This window comes from Marinobacterium aestuarii, assembly GCF_001651805.1.
Classification (GTDB): domain Bacteria; phylum Pseudomonadota; class Gammaproteobacteria; order Pseudomonadales; family Balneatricaceae; genus Marinobacterium_A; species Marinobacterium_A aestuarii.
This window is the reverse complement of sequence record NZ_CP015839.1, coordinates 2,752,179-2,770,527: the sequence shown is the minus strand read 5'-3', so window position 1 is coordinate 2,770,527 and position 18,349 is coordinate 2,752,179. Positions and strand designations below refer to the sequence as shown.

Annotated in this window: 10 protein-coding genes; 9 read left to right on the top strand and 1 reads right to left on the bottom strand. The window is 59.6% G+C overall.

Translation table 11 applies throughout. The features are described 5' to 3' along the window. The first annotated feature begins 6 nt into the window (after positions 1-6). Both serS and A8C75_RS12115 read left to right on the top strand, forming a co-directional pair. Positions 7-1,281, top strand: a complete 1,275-nt coding sequence (gene serS / locus A8C75_RS12120; RefSeq protein WP_067382576.1) for a serine--tRNA ligase — start codon at positions 7-9, stop codon at positions 1,279-1,281. A gap of 1 nt (position 1,282) precedes the next feature. After that, positions 1,283-2,512, top strand: a complete 1,230-nt coding sequence (locus A8C75_RS12115) for a UbiH/UbiF/VisC/COQ6 family ubiquinone biosynthesis hydroxylase (RefSeq protein WP_067382573.1) — start codon at positions 1,283-1,285, stop codon at positions 2,510-2,512. A gap of 224 nt (positions 2,513-2,736) precedes the next feature. On the opposite strand, the gene A8C75_RS12110 is transcribed toward A8C75_RS12115, so the two are convergent. Continuing rightward, positions 2,737-3,315: a phasin family protein gene (locus A8C75_RS12110; RefSeq protein ID WP_067382570.1), complete on the bottom strand. Its 579-nt coding sequence runs from the start codon at positions 3,313-3,315 to the stop codon at positions 2,737-2,739. Positions 3,316-3,708: 393 nt separating this feature from the next. Here A8C75_RS12110 and A8C75_RS12100 point away from each other — a divergent pair, with 393 nt between their 5' ends. The 7 genes from A8C75_RS12100 to A8C75_RS12070 all read left to right on the top strand — a co-directional run bounded on the left by A8C75_RS12100 (position 3,709) and on the right by A8C75_RS12070 (position 18,055). Then, positions 3,709-6,627 carry an insulinase family protein gene (locus tag A8C75_RS12100; protein ID WP_067382564.1) on the top strand — a complete coding sequence of 973 codons (2,919 nt, stop codon included), beginning with the start codon at positions 3,709-3,711 and terminating at the stop codon, positions 6,625-6,627. Between the two features lie 164 nt (positions 6,628-6,791). Next, positions 6,792-9,008, top strand: coding sequence for a sensor histidine kinase (locus A8C75_RS12095; RefSeq protein WP_067382561.1), 2,217 nt, complete (start codon positions 6,792-6,794; stop codon positions 9,006-9,008). 213 nt (positions 9,009-9,221) lie between these two features. Next, positions 9,222-10,649: a sigma-54-dependent transcriptional regulator gene (locus tag A8C75_RS12090; RefSeq protein ID WP_067382557.1), complete on the top strand. Its 1,428-nt coding sequence runs from the start codon at positions 9,222-9,224 to the stop codon at positions 10,647-10,649. Positions 10,650-11,111: 462 nt separating this feature from the next. Beyond that, a complete protein-coding gene (locus tag A8C75_RS12085) occupies positions 11,112-12,140 on the top strand; it encodes a TAXI family TRAP transporter solute-binding subunit (protein WP_120785195.1) in 1,029 nt (342 codons plus the stop codon). 160 nt (positions 12,141-12,300) lie between these two features. Next, a complete protein-coding gene (locus A8C75_RS12080) occupies positions 12,301-14,439 on the top strand; it encodes a TRAP transporter permease (RefSeq protein WP_067382554.1) in 2,139 nt (712 codons plus the stop codon). 70 nt (positions 14,440-14,509) lie between these two features. Beyond that, positions 14,510-15,715 carry an L-2-hydroxyglutarate oxidase gene (lhgO, locus tag A8C75_RS12075; RefSeq protein ID WP_067382551.1) on the top strand — a complete coding sequence of 402 codons (1,206 nt, stop codon included), beginning with the start codon at positions 14,510-14,512 and terminating at the stop codon, positions 15,713-15,715. Between the two features lie 123 nt (positions 15,716-15,838). Next, positions 15,839-18,055, top strand: a complete 2,217-nt coding sequence (locus tag A8C75_RS12070) for an acyl-CoA dehydrogenase (RefSeq protein WP_067382548.1) — start codon at positions 15,839-15,841, stop codon at positions 18,053-18,055. The last annotated feature ends 294 nt before the right edge of the window (positions 18,056-18,349 follow it).

The following is an 18,349-nucleotide window of genomic DNA, read 5'->3' as shown; positions in this document are numbered from 1 at the left end:
GAACCCATGCTAGACCCTAAATACGTCCGCTCCAATCCAGAAGAAGTCGCCCAACTGTTAAAGAAAAAGGGCTTCGACTTTCCCGTCGAGCGCTTTAGCGAACTGGAACAGCAGCGCAAGGAAGTGCAGGTCACCACCGAAAACCTGCAAAGTGAACGTAACAGCCGCTCCAAGCAGATCGGCAAGGCCATGGCCGCGAAGGAAGATGTTGCGCCCCTCAAGGCTGAAGTCAAGGCCCTGGGCGAACAGCTGGACGCCGCCAAGCTGACCCTGGCTGATCTGCAGGCCGCGCTCGATGATCTGCTGCTGGGCGTGCCCAACCTGCCGGATGCGAGCGTCCCAGAAGGCCTGAGCGAAGACGATAACGTGGAAGTGCGTCGCTGGGGTCAGCCGCGCAACTTCGATTTTACGCCTAGGGATCACATTGATCTGGGTGAACAGCACGGCGAGCTGGATTTTGAAACCGCCGCCAAGCTGACCGGCGCGCGCTTTGCCGTTATGAAGGGCAAAGTTGCCCGCATGCACCGGGCACTGATTCAGCTGATGCTGGATACCCACACCGGCGAGCACGGCTACACCGAAGTCTATGTGCCCTTTATGGTCAATGCGGATTCCCTTTATGGTACCGGTCAGCTGCCCAAGTTTGAGGCGGATCTGTTCAAGGTGCCTTTCGGTGACCGTGACTACTACCTGATCCCGACCTCCGAAGTGCCGGTGACCAACCTGGTGCGTGACGAGATCGTGCCGGCTGAACAGATGCCGCTGCGCTTTACCTGCCATACCCCCTGTTTCCGTTCGGAAGCGGGCGCCTCCGGCAAGGACACCCGTGGCCTGATCCGCCAGCACCAGTTCGAGAAAGTTGAATTGTTGCAGCTGGTTGAACCTTCGAAATCCTGGGAGGCGCTGGAGGAATTGACCGGTCACGCCGAAAAAATTCTGCAGCTGCTGAACCTGCCGTACCGCGTGATCACCCTCTGTGGCGGCGATCTGGGCTTTGGCGCTGCCAAAACCTACGATATCGAAGTCTGGGTGCCGGGGCAGGACAAGTTCCGCGAAATCTCCTCGTGCTCCAACATGCTGGACTTCCAGGCACGGCGCATGAAAGCCCGCTGGCGCAACCCGGAAACCGGCAAGCCCGAACTGCTGCACACGCTGAACGGTTCAGGTCTGGCGGTCGGCCGCACCCTGCTGGCGGTGATGGAAAACTACCAGCGCGCCGATGGCAGCATTGAGGTGCCAGAGGTGCTGCGTCCCTATATGGGCGGCGTTACCGAAATATAGTATGAAACCACGCTATGACATTTTGATCGTCGGCGGCGGCATGGTCGGTGCGACCCTGGCCTGCGCGCTGGGTAACAGTCCCTTGTCGGTCGGTCTGATCGAACACGACTTTGCGGCGCCCTTTGAGCCTGATCAGCCCTACGACCTGCGGGTGTCGGCCCTGAGCGCGGCCTCACGTAACATCTTGCAGGCCCTGGGTGTCTGGGACGGTATCAGCAGTCGGCGTCTGTGTCCGTATCGGCGCATGAAGGTGTGGGAGGCAGACGAAGTACGTGCTGCCACCGAATTCAATAGCGACGAGATCGGCTGCAGCGAGCTGGGGCATATTGTTGAAAACCGCGTGGTGCAACTGGCGCTGCTGGAGCGTGTGCGCAGCTTTGCCAATGTTGACCTTATCTGCCCGGCTCGAACCGAACATATCGAGTACGCGCCTGGCAGCAGCCTGGTGCGCCTCGCCGATGGACGCGAAGTCCTGGGTCGGCTGCTGGTGGCGGCGGACGGTGGCCAGTCCCGCGTGCGCCAGGCCGCCGGTATCGGCGTGACGCAGTGGGACTACGATCAGCACGCGCTGGTCGCCAGCGTCCAGACCGGTTATGGCCAGCAGGACATCACCTGGCAGCAGTTTACCCCCACAGGGCCCCTGGCTTTTCTGCCGCTGGGGGGCAATCACGCCTCCCTGGTCTGGTATGGCAAGCCCGATAGGCTCAAAACCCTTATGGCGCTGGATGATGCTGCATTTTTGCAGCAGGTGGAAAGCAATTTTCCGGCCAGTCTCGGGCAGATTGATAAGGTGTTTGCGCGCGGCTCATTCCCGCTGCGGCGCCAGCATGCCCAGCGCTATGTCGGCGAGGGTGTCGCCCTTGTAGGGGATGCGGCCCACATGATTCATCCGCTGGCCGGGCAGGGCGTGAATATAGGTCTGCTGGATGCAGCGGCCCTGGCCGAGGTGATCGTCCAGGCCCAGGCGAATGGCGAACCCTTTGGCGCCGTACAGGTGCTGGCGCGCTACGAGAAGGCACGCCGGCAGCACAATCTGATGATGATGCAGCTGATGGATTCGTTCTATCGCGTATTCAGCAACAGCAACCTGCCACTCAAACTGCTGCGCAATCTGGGCCTGGGGCTGGCGGAACGGCTGGCGCCTGCCAAGCGCAAGGTCATTCGTATGGCCATGGGACTGGAAGGTGACGTGCCGGCCCTGGCGCGGGGTGAGGCGATCATTCGGGACTAGGCGAGAGCTATGGCGTACCGTTCATCCTGAACATTGGCGCTCTTGTGCATCCATGCACCCGCGCCATACCGTTCATCCTGAACATAAACCCTGCTCTGGTACATCCTGTACCCGCAGGATAAATACGTCCATGTATAAAAAAAGGGCTACCCGAGGGTAGCCCTGAAAAGGTCTGGCAAGGCCAGGCCTGAGTGGTTGGGGACGTGGATCCCCAGAGAACAACTTTACGCAGCGGTAGTCGCAGCAGGAGCAGCGGCTTTGCGCGGAGCAGCCTTGGCAGGCGCTTTTTTCTCAGCTTCTTCGACAACAGGCGCGGCAGTGAAGGCGCTCATGTCGGCGAACTTGCTCAGATCAGCGAACTTGCTCAGATCGGTAAATTTGCTGAAGTCAGCGAATTTGCTGAAATCGGTGAACTTGCTGAAATCAGCGAACTGGCTCATGTCGGTGAATTTGCTGAAGTCGCCGAACTGGTTGGTTGGCAGTTCAGACATTTCAGTGATGCTTTTCTCAACGATTTCGCTCAGCTGATCCTTGGCTTCAGTCAGGGTAGCGATTTCCTGCTCTGCAACGTTGGTCAGTTTTGATTCCAGGGTCTTGAAGAACTGAACCTGCAGTTCTACGGCAGACTTGGGTTCCTTGACAGCAGTCAGGGCTTTCATCTGAGCGATGCTGCTGTTGAACAGGTCAGTCATGCAGGCAGACTGCAGGGCGAACAGCTTTTCGGCCGCTTTCTTGTTGATCTCGGTGATATCAACAACAGGCTGCATTTTGTCTTTCAGGTCTTTCATCATATCGTTGTACATGTTTATTACCTCAATGTGGTATTGGCGGCGTTAACTGGAATCAAATTTGTGCGTTGCAGCAATTGAGATCAAATATAGAGCCAGGGCATCGACCTGTCAATCCATAATGCTGCGCTGCACAAAATATTTTTTGAAGGCCTAACTTGCACTGATATCCCTGTGTTCAGCGGTGTCGCCAAAGTTCACGGGTTGCCTGGGTGCTGTTGCAACGCAGATGCGAACAGCCGGTTGGCGAGCTGTGAAAACCCTTGCCTTGCACGGAACATCGGCGCCAATGTAGCACTCCAATGCAACAGTTTTTTGAAACCGGGCGCATAGCCTATAGAATGGGTGTTTGCGTTTTTCATCAAGGTCGCAGTGACGACCACGGACAGGTTGAGGCACATCGCTTTCATGCAGACACAGAACTGTCATTCCAGCTTTCGTTTTCTCCGCAGTGAAGTCATAGAGTCATTGAACATTGAAATGGCGGAGTATGAGCATCAGCAAACAGGCGCTCGGCACTACCACATCGCCGCCGACAACGAAGAAAATGTCTTTCTCGTCGCTTTTCGCACCGTGCCAATGGACTCTACCGGTGTGGCCCACATGCTGGAGCACACCGCGCTGTGCGGCAGCAAGCGCTACCCGGTACGTGATCCCTTTTTCATGATGACGCGGCGTTCACTCAATACCTTCATGAACGCCTTTACCAGTTCCGACTGGACCGCCTATCCCTTTGCCAGCCAGAACCGCAAGGACTACTTCAACCTGCTGGACGTTTACCTGGATGCGACCTTCTTCTCGCGCCTCGACCCGCTGGACTTTGCCCAGGAAGGTCACCGCATGGAGTTCAGCGACGCCGGCAATCCGGATTCGCCGCTGGTCTACAAGGGGGTGGTGCTGAACGAGATGAAGGGGGCCATGAGCTCCGCCGTGTCCACCCTGTACCAGACCCTGGGCAAGCACCTGTTCCCGACCACCACCTACCACTACAACAGTGGCGGTGATCCGGAGTGCATTACGGATCTGAGCTACGACGAGCTGCTTGAGTTCTACCGCAGTCATTACCACCCAAGCAACGCGGTCTTCATGACCTTCGGTGATATTGCGGTGGAAGAACTGCAGTCACGCTTTGATGCTCAGGCACTGGCGCAGTTCGAACGCCTGGACAGCCATATCCAGGTGACAGACGAAAAGCGCCTGCACGCGCCGATTCGGGTCGAAGAAGCCTATGCGCTGGACGAGGAAGACCTGTCCGGCAAGACGCACCATGTGATGGGCTGGCTGCTGGGACAGTCGATCGACCTGGAAGCGCAGTTGCGCGCCCACCTGTTGTCCCGCGTGCTGCTGGACAACAGCGCCTCGCCGCTGCGCCATGCCCTGGAATCGAGTGAGCTTGGCAGTGCGCCGTCGCCACTGTGCGGGCTGGAAGATTCCAACCGTGAAATGAGCTTTATGTGTGGTCTGGAAGGCAGTGATCCGCAGCATGCCGAGGCCTTTGAGAAACTGGTCCTGGATACCCTGAACGAGGTGGCCGAGAACGGCGTGCCCCAGGAAATGCTCGAAGCGCAGCTGCATCAGCTGGAACTGTCCCAGCGCGAGCTCAGTGGTGACGGTTACCCCTACGGCCTGAATCTGATCATGTCGTCCATCTCGGCGGGTATTCACAACGGCGACCCCATCGCCGTGCTGAACCTGGACCCGGTGCTGGAAAAACTGCGTGAAGACATCAAGCAGCCCGATTACATCCAGTCCATGGTGCAAGAGCTGCTGCTGGACAACGCTCACCTGGTGCGCCTGTCCCTGCGCCCCGACAAACAGCTGGCAAGCCGTCGCGATGCGGCGGAAGCGGCGCAGCTTGAAGCCATTCGCGCTCAGCTGAGCGATGCTGAGAAGCAGCAGATCATTGCACAGACCGAGGCGCTGGAAGCCCGCCAGATGCAGGAAGATGACGAAAGCATCCTGCCCAAGGTGGGTATCAGCGATGTACCGACAGAGATGAAAATCCCGCAGCCCCAGGTACAGCTGCAGCAGCCGCTGGCACTGGAGGCTTACGCCCAGGGCACCAATGGTCTGGTGTACCAGCAGCTCATTATCGATCTGCCGGCGCTGGATGCGCAGGAACGCCGTTTGTTGCCGCTCTTCACCCACTGCCTCACCGAGTTGGGCTGTGGCGCGCGTGACTACAAGCAGAACCAGCAGTATCAGTCTCAGGTCTGCGGCAGCATCGGTGCCTACACCGAAGTGCGTGGCGCGATTGATAATGAGCAGCAGGTCAGCGGATTCCTGGTGTTGTCCGGCAAGGCGCTGGCCAGCAAGCAGCAGGAACTGGTTGATTTGATGCACGAGACGCTGAACGAGGCCCGCTTTGATGAGTTCAAGCGCCTGCGTGAAATCGTCGCCCAGACCCGTACCCGCAAGGAGCAGAGCATCACCGGTCAGGGTCATGCGCTGGCCATGACCGCAGCGGTGGCCCGCATGAGCCCTGCGGCCCAGCTGGGTCATGAGTCCCGCGGTCTGGAAAGCATTCGCTTTATCAAAAGCCTAGATGCGTCTCTGAAAGATGACAGCGTGCTGGCGCAGCTGGCGGCGCAGCTCGAGGGCATCAAGCAGAAACTGCAGGGTGCGCCGCGGCGTTTCCTGCTGGTGGGCGACGCCGATCAGCAGGACAGCATGCAGCAGCAGATGCAGGCGCGCTGGCAGGATGTGCCCGTGAGTGCGGACTTCAGTGCCTTTGCGCTTGAGCCGGTGCGCGAATCGGTGCGCCAGCTCTGGACCACCAGCACTCAGGTGAATTTCTGTGCCAAGGCCTATCCCACGGTGCCGGTCGAGCACGAAGACTCGGCGGCCCTGACGGTGCTGGGTGACTTCCTGCGCAACGGTTACCTGCACCGCGCCATTCGCGAGAAGGGCGGTGCCTACGGTTCCGGTGCCGGGCAGGATTCCTCCGATGCCGTGTTCCGTTTCTTCTCCTACCGTGACCCGCGCCTGGCGGAAACCCTGGACGATTTCGATGGGTCCATCCGCTGGCTGCTCGACACGCCGCAGGATCCGCAGAAGCTCGAAGAGGCGATTCTGGGTGTGGTCAGCTCCATCGACAAGCCAGGGTCTCCCGCCGGTGAAGCCAAGCAGGCGTACCACAGTGCGCTCTTTGGCCGCACAGCAGCGCAGCGCCGCGCCTATCGCCAGCGCATTCTGGCAGTGACGCTGGACGACCTGAGCCGGGTGGCGCAGCGTTACCTGACCGGTGACAATGCCAGTATAGCGGTGGTTACCAATCCTGCCGGTGCTGCAAAAATGGGCGAGGGCTACGAGGTCATCGCAATCTGATGCGTTGGGTCTGCGATCCGCCCGGCGGGTGGGTCGTCAGCGTCAGGCATCGACAGGCCCCGTTCGCGGGGCCTTGTTTATTGCGGCGGCGCCAAAGGGCGTAATAGCGGCATTTCACATTTCATGCCTGGCTGAATGCGCTGGCATTGGGTGACGGAGTACGTATGCAATTGACACTCAGCGCCCGCAGCAAACGCCGTCTGGTGTTCTGGCTCGCAGGGCTCACGCTCACGGCCGCGCTGGTTACCCTGGCGGCGGACCGGGCGCGTGACTGGACACTGCAGGCGCTGCAGCGCGGTGGCAGTGAAGTGTTGCTGAGCCGTATCGGCGAAATCCGCAGCTGGCTCGACAGTTACGACTATCTGCCGTTTCTGCTCACCCAAAACCGCGATGTGCGGGCACTGCTGCTGTACCCCAATCAGGAAATGGGGGTTAGGGTCAGCCGCTATCTGGAGCAGACCAGCCTGGTGGCCGGGTCCACCGCGCTCTTTATTCTGGATGGCAGCGGTCGTGCCGTGGCATACAGTCGCTGGCGTGATCAGCAGGATTTCTATCTGCGTTCCCATCGCTCAAGGGACTATTTCACCGATGCCCGAGAGGGGAACCAGGGGCGGCGTTTTCGGATAGATTCCGATCAACAGCAGCCGGCGTTTTACCTCTCGGCGCCTATCTATGACGAGCAGCGCTTTATCGGCGCCTCAGTGGTGCGCTTGAGTCTCGAGTTGTTGCAGGCAAGGCTGGGGGCAACAGTGCCCTGGATGCTCAGCAGCAGTGAGGGAATTGTCTTTGCGTCCTCGGAAAACGACTGGCTGCACCGCGCCTTCGGTGAGCTGTCCGGCGATGCGCGCCTGAGTCATCTGGACAACGGCACTGCGGTTCAGCTCTGGCCGTCCGGGTCTGGCGCTGAGTCCATGGCACAGTCGGTGCGACTGGACGATCTGGGCTGGACCCTTACCGTGCTGCAGGATACCGCAGTGGCACAGCGCAATATGCGTTCGGCCATGCTGGTAACCCTGGGTGGCTGCATTGCTTTTGGGTTGCTGCTGCTGTTTTTGCGTGAGCGGCGTCTCAAGCAGCGCTCGCAGCAGCAGGCGCAGCAGACGCTGGCCAGCAGCGAGCAACAGCAGCGCGATATTATCGACACGGCCCAGGTGGGGCTGATCACCGTGGACGAGCAGGGCCGCATGCTGTTTCTCAACGGCATGGCGCTGAAGCAATTTGGTCTGTCGGCATCCCTGGCACTGGCGCAGCCTCTGCGCCGATTACTGGCGCCGGCGGCGGAATTCGGTGTGCTGGAACGTGCCCTGGGGCGCCTTGGCAAGCGGGGCTTTGCATCACTGATTGGCCAGGAGGCCGTCGGGGTGCGCGGTGATGGCAGTGAATTCCCGCTGCTGTTCTCGATTCGTTCCATGCAGGGGGCGCGCAAGGTGGAAGAGGGGGCGCAGTATCTGGTGACGGTGATTGATATCTCCAGACGCAAACGGCTGGAGCAGGCGCTGCAGGAAGCCAACGAAACCCTTGAAGCCAAGGTGGTGGATCGCACCCTGGAGCTGCAAAACATGCAGCAGGAGCTGCTGCAGGCTGAAAAGCTGGCGGCGCTCGGGCGCATGGCCAGCGCCGTGGTGCATGAGCTGAATCAGCCGTTGACCGCCATGCGCACCTATGTGGCTATCTGTCGCAAAATGCTGCAGCAACCACAGATGCTGGATGAAAGCCTGGTTGAGGTGGATGGTCTGGTGGATCGCATGGCGGTGATTACCAGCCAGCTGAAAACCTTTGCCTATCGCAAACCCGAACGCATGGAGGCGGTGTCCCTGCTGAGCGCCATCGAACAGGCGCTGGCGCTGTTTCGTGGCCGCTTTGCCGAGGAGCAGGTGCAGGTCGATTTCAGCCCCGATATACCGGACGATCGCGTGGCCGGCGACAGCGCCAGGCTTGAGCAAGTGCTGGTGAATCTGATCAAGAATGGCTGCGATGCCATGCTGGACTCCCCTGAACCACGCCAACTGTCGCTGCGATTGTCCGCCGAGGATGGCTGGCTGGAACTGCAGGTCGCGGACCGTGGCACCGGTATCGCCGATGAAGCGCTCGGCAAACTGTTCGAACCCTTTTTTACCACCAAGCATATAGGCAGCGGCCTAGGGCTGGGTCTGTCCATAGTGCGCAGCATAGTACGGGATCTGGGGGGGAGATTAGCGCCGAGAATCCGTCCCAGGGCGGCGCCTGCTTTACCCTGCGTCTGCCGCAGTATAGGGACAGGGACGAGGTTCAAGGGGCGAGGTGAAAGGGGCAAGGGAGAAGAGCAGGTTCAAGGGGCAAGGTTCAAGGTTCAAGGGGCAAGGGAGAGAAGAGCACGCTGCCGATGTTGGAGAGCAGCGTAGCCTGAATGACCGCCATGGAGGGCGGAAATCCTGAAAACGCAGGAGCTGTTTTCAGGGGAGCCTGCGAATTCCGGGAAATGAGCCCCGGGCGAATTTCGAGGATATGCCTGCGAATTCCGGAAACCGGAGTAAAACCTGCGGCGTTCGAGCAGGCGATCTGAGTATGTGTCTACCTTTGTGGAGGCACATCGGTTTTTATACAGGATTTTTTTGATGCTTCAGCAGGGTACGGTTTTACTGGTTGATGACGAAATCATGGTGCGTAAAGCCACCGAGCAGTGGCTGCGTCTATCGGGCTTTGAGGTAATAAGCTGCAGCGCTGCAGAGGCTGCGCTGGTACAGCTGCAGCCGGGTTTTGCGGGCGTGCTCGTCACCGATGTGCGCATGCCGGGCATGGATGGCATGGCGCTGATGCAGGAGGCACTGGCGCGGGTGCCGGGTATGCCGGTGGTGCTGGTGACCGGTCATGGCGATATCGATATGGCGACCCAGGCCATGCGCGAGGGGGCCTACGACTTTATCGAAAAGCCCTTTGTTCCCGAACGCCTGGTGGCCACGGTGCAGCGTGCCTGTGACAAGCGTCGGCTGATGCTGGAAAACGACCGCCTGCAGCACAACCTGGCATCCCAGTCGGGTATAGATGCGCGCCTTATCGGCCTGTCGCCGGCCATTGCGCGGCTCAAGCAGGAAATCCTGCTGCTGGCCTCCATCGATACCAACGTCATCATCTACGGTGAAACCGGCACCGGCAAGGAGCTGGTGGCCCAGTGTCTGCATGAGTTCAGCAACAGGCGCAGCCATCATTTTGTACCCGTTAACTGCGGTGCCATTCCGGAATCCCTGATCGAGAGCGAACTCTTCGGCCATGAGGCGGGCGCTTTTACCGGGGCTATGAAAAAGCGCATCGGCAAGTTCGAATATGCCGACGGCGGTACCTTCTTTTTCGATGAAATCGAAAGCATGCCGCCGCATCTGCAAATCAAGCTGCTGCGCACCCTGCAGGAAGGGGTTATCGAGCGCCTGGGGGGGAACAGCCCCATCGCCGTTAACCTGCGCGTGGTTGCGGCCTCCAAGGCGGACCTGCGGGTGGAGGAAGGCTTTCGTGAAGACCTGTATTACCGCCTCAATGTCTCCCAGCTGCATATACCGGCGCTGCGTGATCGCGCGGACGATATACCGCTGCTGTTCGAATACTATGTCGAGCGCTGCGCCGCTCAGCACGAGCGCGACCCGCGCAGGATAACGGATCTGGAGCGTCGTACCCTGCTGAGCTACAGCTGGCCTGGCAATGTGCGTGAGCTGAAAAACATAGCGCTGCGCTTTGCGCTGGATGCGCGGGTGCAGCTGGCAGGCCTGCTGTTCCCGGCCATCACGCCGATGCAGGCGTCGCGGCCGGTGAACTCAAGCTCAGGCGTGCAGCAGGCCGGCAGCGGTGCGAATGGTCACCTGAGTACGCAGCCGCTTGGCGTGCAGGTCGGGGTCTTCGAGGCCGACGTTATCCGCCAGTCGCTGCAGCGCCATGGCGGTTCTATCAAGGCGGTGATGGACGAGCTGGATTTGCCACGGCGGACCCTGAATCAGAAGATGACGCGCTACGGCATCAACCGCAGCGATTATGTGCAGGGGGGCTGCGAAGACTGAGGGCTGCGCTGGCTGCTGTGTCTCTCTGCCTCTGTACCTGCTTGACGGCCCTGCGCTATTTTTAGTGGTTGCCCCGCGCATGGGGCAAGACGCACCTGCATATATCAAGCATAAATAAACGCGTTATAACTCGCTGATTTTCCTCTTGTCGTGGGAAGTCGGCGGTTTTTTGCCTATACCTGTTGTACCCGTGGCCAAACAGGCCGCTGCAGAGGGTTGTGGAGTGGCTTTTGTGCGCTTTTCGTTGGCCGTTGTTGGGTTTTTCGTTAGCAGTAGGCCATTTTTGGCCGACGATCGCCGCTCTGGATAAGCAAAAAACTGCCGATTGAGATTTATGTGAACTGATGTTTTCTGAAAAATCGTTTTATAACAAATAGTTAAAATATTTTTCAGTGTTGGTATCAGCTTTGCATTAAATAGTCCGGAACAGTTTTTCCTATAACGACAAGAGAAAACACCAATATGAGTCTGACAAAACGCACGCTTCTGAAAGGTTTTGGCATGGCGCTGGTTGCCAGCACCCTGGGCACTGTCGCGACCCTGGGTCAGGCGGCCGAGAACCGCTCCTATATCTTGGCAACGGCCTCCACCGGCGGTACTTACTACCCCGTGGGTGTGGCGCTCGCCACCCTGGCCAAGGTCAAGCTTGAGCCGTCCATCGGCATGGCCATGTCGGCGATCAACTCGGCCGGTTCCGGCGAGAACATCAAGCTGATGCGCGAAAATGAAGCTCAGTTTGCCATTCTGCAGGGCCTCTATGGCGCCTGGGCCTGGGAAGGTGAAGGTGATCTGAAGAATTCCGGCCCGCAAAAAGGCCTGCGTTCGGTCACCATGCTGTGGCAGAACGTTGAACAGTTCGTGGTGAAGAACGAATTTGCCCCCAAGGGCACCATCATGGATCTGAAAAACATGGAGGGTAACAAGTTCTCCATCGGGCCCAAGAACTCCGGTACCGAAGGCTCGGGTCTGACCATCATTGGCAACCTGGGGCTGGATGCGGACAAGATCGATATGGCCTACATGGGGTACGGACCTTCGGCGGATGCGCTGCAGAACGGCACCGTGGATGGCATGAACATTCCGTCCGGTGTACCGACCTCGGCCATTACCCGTGCCTTTGCCGCGCTGGGCAGTGATATCCGCATCCTGGATTTCACCGATGAGGAAATCACCAAGGCCAACGGTCGTTACAAGCTGTGGACGCGCTTCACCATTCCTGCCAATACCTATCCTGGCCAGACGCAGGATGTGCAGACCATGGCACAGCCCAACTTCCTGGCGGTGCGCGACGACATTCCCGAAGAAGATGTCTACCAGCTGACTAAAACCGTGTACGAGAACCTGGCGTTCCTGAACGGCATTCACAAGGCGACCAAGGACATGGCACTGGAAAAAGCCATCGCCGGCCTGCCGGTGCCGCTGCACCCCGGTGCTGCTCGCTACTACAAGGAAGTGGGCGTCGAAATCCCTGAGCACCTGATCGCCAACTAATGGCGGTCGCATCGAGCCTGGCAGCCTGTCGGGCTTGGCCGGTCCTGGATCCGCGTTAAGTTCGACAGGCTGCTAAACCCGGTGCGCTTACATGACCTCTGTCGCGGGCTCAGGCCTGCGGCAGACCCTCTTTTTTGTTGATAGCCCACGGATACTTCCTATGAGTACAGCAATCCCGGATACCGATCAGGAAACCGCGGACAAACTCAAGAGCCTCGAGCTGGCTCAGCGTCCTGCGGAGTCGTCAGTCGGCCGCGTCGTGTACTGGATCGGCGTACTCTTTTCGCTGACCCACATCTATTTCAATACCCTGGGTACCTGGTCCGAACTCTATGTGTCGGCAATCCATTTCGGCGGTTTTGCGCTGATCTGCGCCCTGATGGTACCTGGGTTTAAAAGTCAGACCCGCGCCGGTCAGCGTAGCGTGCTGCTGCTGGACATTCTGGTGGGGCTGGCGGCGATCGCCTGTGCGCTTTACCTGATCCGCTTTGAAGATGCCCTCTATGATCGCGGCGTTGAGTTTGTCACGCTCGACTGGGTGTTCTCACTGCTGGCGATCGGTATAGCGCTGGAAATGGCGCGTCGCACCACCGGCTGGTTTATTCCCAGCCTGATTGTGGTGGCGCTGACCTATGTATTCTGGTGGGGCCCCTTTATCGGCGGCATGTTTGGTTTTGCCGGTCTGAGTCTTGAAACCCTGCTGTACCGTTCCTATTTCGGTTCCGATGGCATGTTCGGCTCCATTGCCCGCATCTCATGGACCTTTGTCTTCATGTTCATTCTGTTCGGCGCCTTCCTGGTGCGCTCCGGCGCCGGCGATTTCATTATCGAGCTGTCGCGCTGCGCGGCCGGGCGCTTTGTCGGTGGCCCCGGTTTTGTTGCCGTGCTCGGTTCGGGCCTGATGGGCTCGGTATCCGGCTCATCTGTAGCCAATACGGTGTCCACCGGCGTTATCACCATTCCGCTGATGCGCCGTGCAGGTTTCCCTGCACGTTTTGCCGCAGGCGTTGAAGCCGCCGCATCCACCGGCGGGCAGCTGATGCCACCGGTGATGGGGGCGGGTGCCTTTATCATGGCGTCCTACACCCAGATTCCCTATGTCGACATTGTCGCCATGGCGGCTCTGCCGGCGCTGTTGTACTTCATGTCGGTGGGTTTCTATGTGCGCGTGGAAGCCATGCGCAGCCATGCCCAGTCCGTTGAGCTGGATACCCGCCCGCTGAAAGAAGTCATGAAAGAAGGCTGGCATTTCCTGCTGCCACTGGCTGTATTGGTGGGGCTGCTGATCTACGGCTTTACACCCACCTATGCCGCCGGTATCTCAATTATCTCGGTGGTGGTGGCATCCTGGCTGTCGAAGAACCCCATGGGCCCTACAGCGGTGTTTGATGCCCTGGCCCAGGGGGCACGCAACATGGCCACGACGGCCATGCTGCTGGTGGCTGTGGGTCTGGTGGTGAACGTGGTGGCCATGACCGGCATCGGCAATACCTTTTCGCTGATGATTTCCGACTGGGCCGGTGGCAGCCTGCTGATTACCATACTGCTGGTGGGTCTGGCGTCCCTGGTGCTGGGTATGGGCCTGCCGGTGACTGCGGCCTATATAGTGCTCGCGACCCTGTCGGCGCCGGCGCTCTATAACCTGATCGCTGAAACCAAGCTGATCGAGCTGATGGTCAGCGGTGGGCTGCCGGAAGCCGCACGCATGATCTTTATGCTGGTGGATCCGGAGAAGGTGGCGCTGCTGGCATCCCCCATGTCCGAGATCGATGCCAAGGCGCTGCTGGCGCTGGTACCGCCGGACTTTATGGGGCAGCTGATGACCCAGGCGGTGGATCCGGTGGTGCTGTCCATGGCGCTGCTGTCGGCCCACATGATTATCTTCTGGCTGTCGCAGGATTCCAACGTTACGCCGCCGGTGTGCCTTACGGCCTTTGCCGCGGCAGCGATTGCCAAGACGCCTCCCATGGCGACGGGCTTTACCGCCTGGAAGATCGCCAAGGGCCTCTATGTAGTGCCGCTGCTGTTTGGCTATACCAACCTGATTGGCGGCTCGGCGGAAGAAGTGATGCGGGTGTTCGTGTTCGCGCTCTTCGGTCTCTATGCCTTCGTGGGCTTTATGGAAGGGCACCTGGAGAGCAAGCTGAACCTACCCTTGCGGCTGATCTGCGGTGCGGCCGGTACGGCCATGCTCTGGCCCCACGACATGTGGTCGGTGGATCTGGCGGGCCTGGCGGTCTTTATCGCGCTCTTTATGTACAGCCGTCGCGGTATTGGCGCGGTCGCGACCGCTCGTTAAGACACTTAGCCGAACGATCAAGGCCGGGTTCATTGAACCCGGCCTTTTTTACCCAGACACAGGGCAATGCATGAACAATAACTATGATTTTATCGTCATCGGCGGCGGCATCCTCGGCATGTCTACCGCATGGCAGCTGCAGCAGGCCTATCCCGGCCAGTCGGTACTGGTACTCGAAAAGGAGCTTGGGCCGGCGCAGCATCAGACCGGGCATAACTCCGGTGTAATTCACGCCGGGGTTTACTACAAGCCTGGCAGCCTCAAGGCGCGCTTCTGTCGCGAGGGCAATATCGCCACCCGTGCCTTCTGTGATCAGTACGGCATCAAGTACGACAGCTGCGGCAAGCTGCTGGTGGCCACCAATGAGGCCGAATACCGCCGCATGCAGGCACTGATTACTCGATGTGAAGAGAACGGTATCGAGATCGAGGTGCTGTCCGAGACGCAGCTCAAAGCGCGCGAGCCCAACATCAGCGGCGTAGGAGCCATCCTTGTGCCCTCAACCGGCATTGTGAGCTTCACGGAGATCACCGTGCAGATGGGCAAACTGGTGGAAGCGGCCGGCGGCACGGTTAAATTTGCCACCGAAGTCACCGCCATTGATGAAAGCAGCGATGGCGTAGAGGTGAATACCAGCGGCGGTACTTTCAGGGGACGCTATCTGGTGGCCTGCGCCGGCCTTATGGCGGATCGCGTGGTGCGGCTGCTGGGGCTTGAACCGAGCTTCAAGATACTGCCGTTTCGCGGCGAGTATTTTTTGCTGCCCCCTGAACATAACCGCATCGTCAATCATCTGATCTACCCGATTCCGGACCCGGACCTGCCGTTTCTGGGGGTGCATCTGACCCGCATGATCGATGGCACTGTGACCGTGGGCCCCAATGCGGTGCTGGCGTTCAAGCGCGAAGGCTATCGCAAGACCGATATCAGCCTTAGGGATAGTCTGGAGATGCTGTGCTATTCGGGCCTGCGCCGGGTGTTGCTGAAAAACTTTCGCGCCAGCCTGTCCGAGTTCAGAAACTCCCTGTTCAAGCGCGGTTATCTGAAACTGGTGCAAAAATACTGCCCACAGCTGCGACTGGAAGATCTGACACCGTACCCCGCCGGCATCCGTGCCCAGGCCGTAACGCCCGATGGCGCTCTGGTGGACGACTTCCTGTTCGTCAACACCCAGCGCGCGCTGGTGGTATGTAACGCGCCGTCGCCGGCAGCCACTTCCGCGATACCCATAGGGGCCCACATCGTCACGCAGCTTAAGGGGCTGGTAGAGGCTTGAGCTGATAGCTGATAGCTGACAGCTGTAAGTTGTGATGCCGCTCCTGTATACCGTCAAAGCCCCCTGACTGCAGTGGAATGCGTCTATGCTTAGCTGAACATTTGGCAGCAGGGGAACGAGCTCATGCAGCAGACGCAAGGCGTTATCGGGCGCTGGCGCAGGCGTTATATCAGCGGGCCTGTGCTGCGACGCATCAAGGCGCTATTGCCACCCATTTCGGATACCGAACGCGAGGCACTGGAGGCGGGCGGGCTCTGGTGGGATGCACAGCTGTTGTCCGGCAAGCCCGACTGGGCGCAGTTGCTGGCCTCGGGTACGCCGCGCCTGAGTGACGAAGAGCAGGCCTTTCTGGATGGCCCGGTCACGCAGTTGTGCAGCCTGATCGATGACTGGGATCTTACGGTGCAGCAGCGGGCTGTGCCCCAGCCCATCTGGGACTTTCTGCGTCAGCAGCGTTTTTTCGGTATGATTCTGCCTAAGGAATTCGGTGGCCTGGGCTTTTCGGCCTCCGCCCATTCTGCGGTGGTGATGCGACTCTCGTCCCGCAGCATCGCCGTGGCCGTTACCGTGATGGTGCCCAACTCCCTGGGGCCCGGCGAACTGCTGCTGCACCACGGTACCGATGCACAAAAAGACTATTACCTGCCGCGCCTGGCCGATGGCCGGGAGATTCCCTGTTTTGCCCTTACCAGCCCTGAAGCCGGCTCTGATGCCGCCTCCATGACGGATCGGGGCATTGTCTGTTATGGCGACTACCAGGGCGAGCAGGTGCTGGGCATGCGCGTCAGCTGGGGCAAACGCTATATCACCCTGGGGCCGGTGGCGACCCTGATGGGTCTGGCCTTTAAACTCTATGATCCCGATCACCTGCTGGGGGATGTCGAATCCATTGGCATTACAGTCGCGCTGGTGCCCACCAATACCCCCGGCATCAATATTGGCGAGCGGCATTACCCTGCGCTCCAGGCCTTTCTTAATGGTCCCAACGAAGGCGAGGATGTCTTCATGCCCATGGACTGGGTGCTGGGGGGCCAGGACTGCGTCGGCCAGGGCTGGAAAATGCTGATGAGCGCGCTGGCTGCCGGGCGCAGCATATCGCTGCCATCCTTGAGCGTAGGTGCCGGCAAATTGGCGGCCCGCACCACCGGTGCCTATGCCCGTATTCGCTATCAGTTCGGCCTGCCGGTGGGACGCTTTGAAGGCGTGCAGGAAGCCTTGGGCCGCATGGCCAGCAGCCTGTACCTGATCGATGCGGCGCGCCTGGCCACGACTCAGGCGCTGGATCAGGGCAAGGTGCCAGCGGTGGTGTCCGCCATCCTCAAGGTGCAGGCCACCGCCCGCATGCGCGAGATCGTCAACGATGCCATGGATATTCACGGCGGCAAGGCCGTGTGCGACGGGCCGCGCAATTACCTGGGCAATATTTACCGGGCCATTCCGGTGGCCATTACGGTGGAGGGCGCCAATATTCTGACCCGCAGCCTGATCGTGTTTGGTCAGGGTGCGGTGCGCTGTCACCCCTATCTGCTGGATGAAATGGAGGCTGCGGCTGAGCCTGATGAAGCGGCGGCCGTTGCGGCCTTTGATCCGCTGTTGCTCAGGCACGCCGCTTTTGCCGCCAAGACACTGCTGCGCAGCGTCTTTCATGGCGCAACGTTTGGGTATCTGGCGGCAGCACCGCTGGATGCCGCCGAGCTGGCGCCGCACTACCGCAGGCTCAGTCGTTTTTCCGCAGCCCTCACCTGGGTAACGGAAGTGAGCCTGCTGACGCTGGGGGGCGATCTCAAGCGCCGCGAAATGCTGTCGGGCCGCCTGGGCGATGTACTGGGGGAGCTGTTCCTGCTTAGCTGTGCGCTCAAACGCTTTGAAGACGACGGCCGAGCCCGGGATGACCGCGTACTGCTGGATGCCTGCATGCAGCGTGGCCTGGTGCGCATCGAGCAATCGCTGCATGAGGTGATCGACAATTTTCCCTCCAGGCCAATCTCCTGGCTGCTGCGCCTGAGTGTATTTCCGCTTGGGCGCTGGGCATCAGGCCCATCGGATGCGTTAACCTCGGCCTGCGCCGAGCGTCTGCTGACACCGGGCCCGGTGCGTGACCGCCTTACCCTGGGGGTTTATCCCGGCAATCCGGGGGAGGGGGTGGATCTGGTGGAGCAGGCCTTTGTGCAGGTAGTGGCAACAGAACCCCTGCGGGTGCGGCTGCACCGGGCGGATATTGAGTCTATTGATGCGGCGCTGGAGCAGAAGCTGCTTACGCAGGAAGAGGCCGAGGCATTGCGCAGTGCTGATAAGGCTATTGCGGAGGCGGTGGCGGTGGATAGGTTTGCGGAGTTGTAGTGTCGTTACAGTTCACCCACATGGGTAACAGTTCAGTCCAATGACATGGGTAACATTTTACTGGAGATTTTTCCGATCTCAGCCTCGAAACTGCCGTAGTTACGGATGCTTCGAGGCGGTTGGATGGTTTGAATTTCGCCTGTTGGCGACATACTTTCTTTGCTCGTGCAAAGAAAGTATGCAAAGAAAGCACAGCCCCAATGAAGCCTTTGCGCTGCGCTCTGGCATCATTGTACGGGCGACGCTAACGGAACATCCTGTTCCTAATCGTCGGCTCGACAGTCCCTGTCTTCG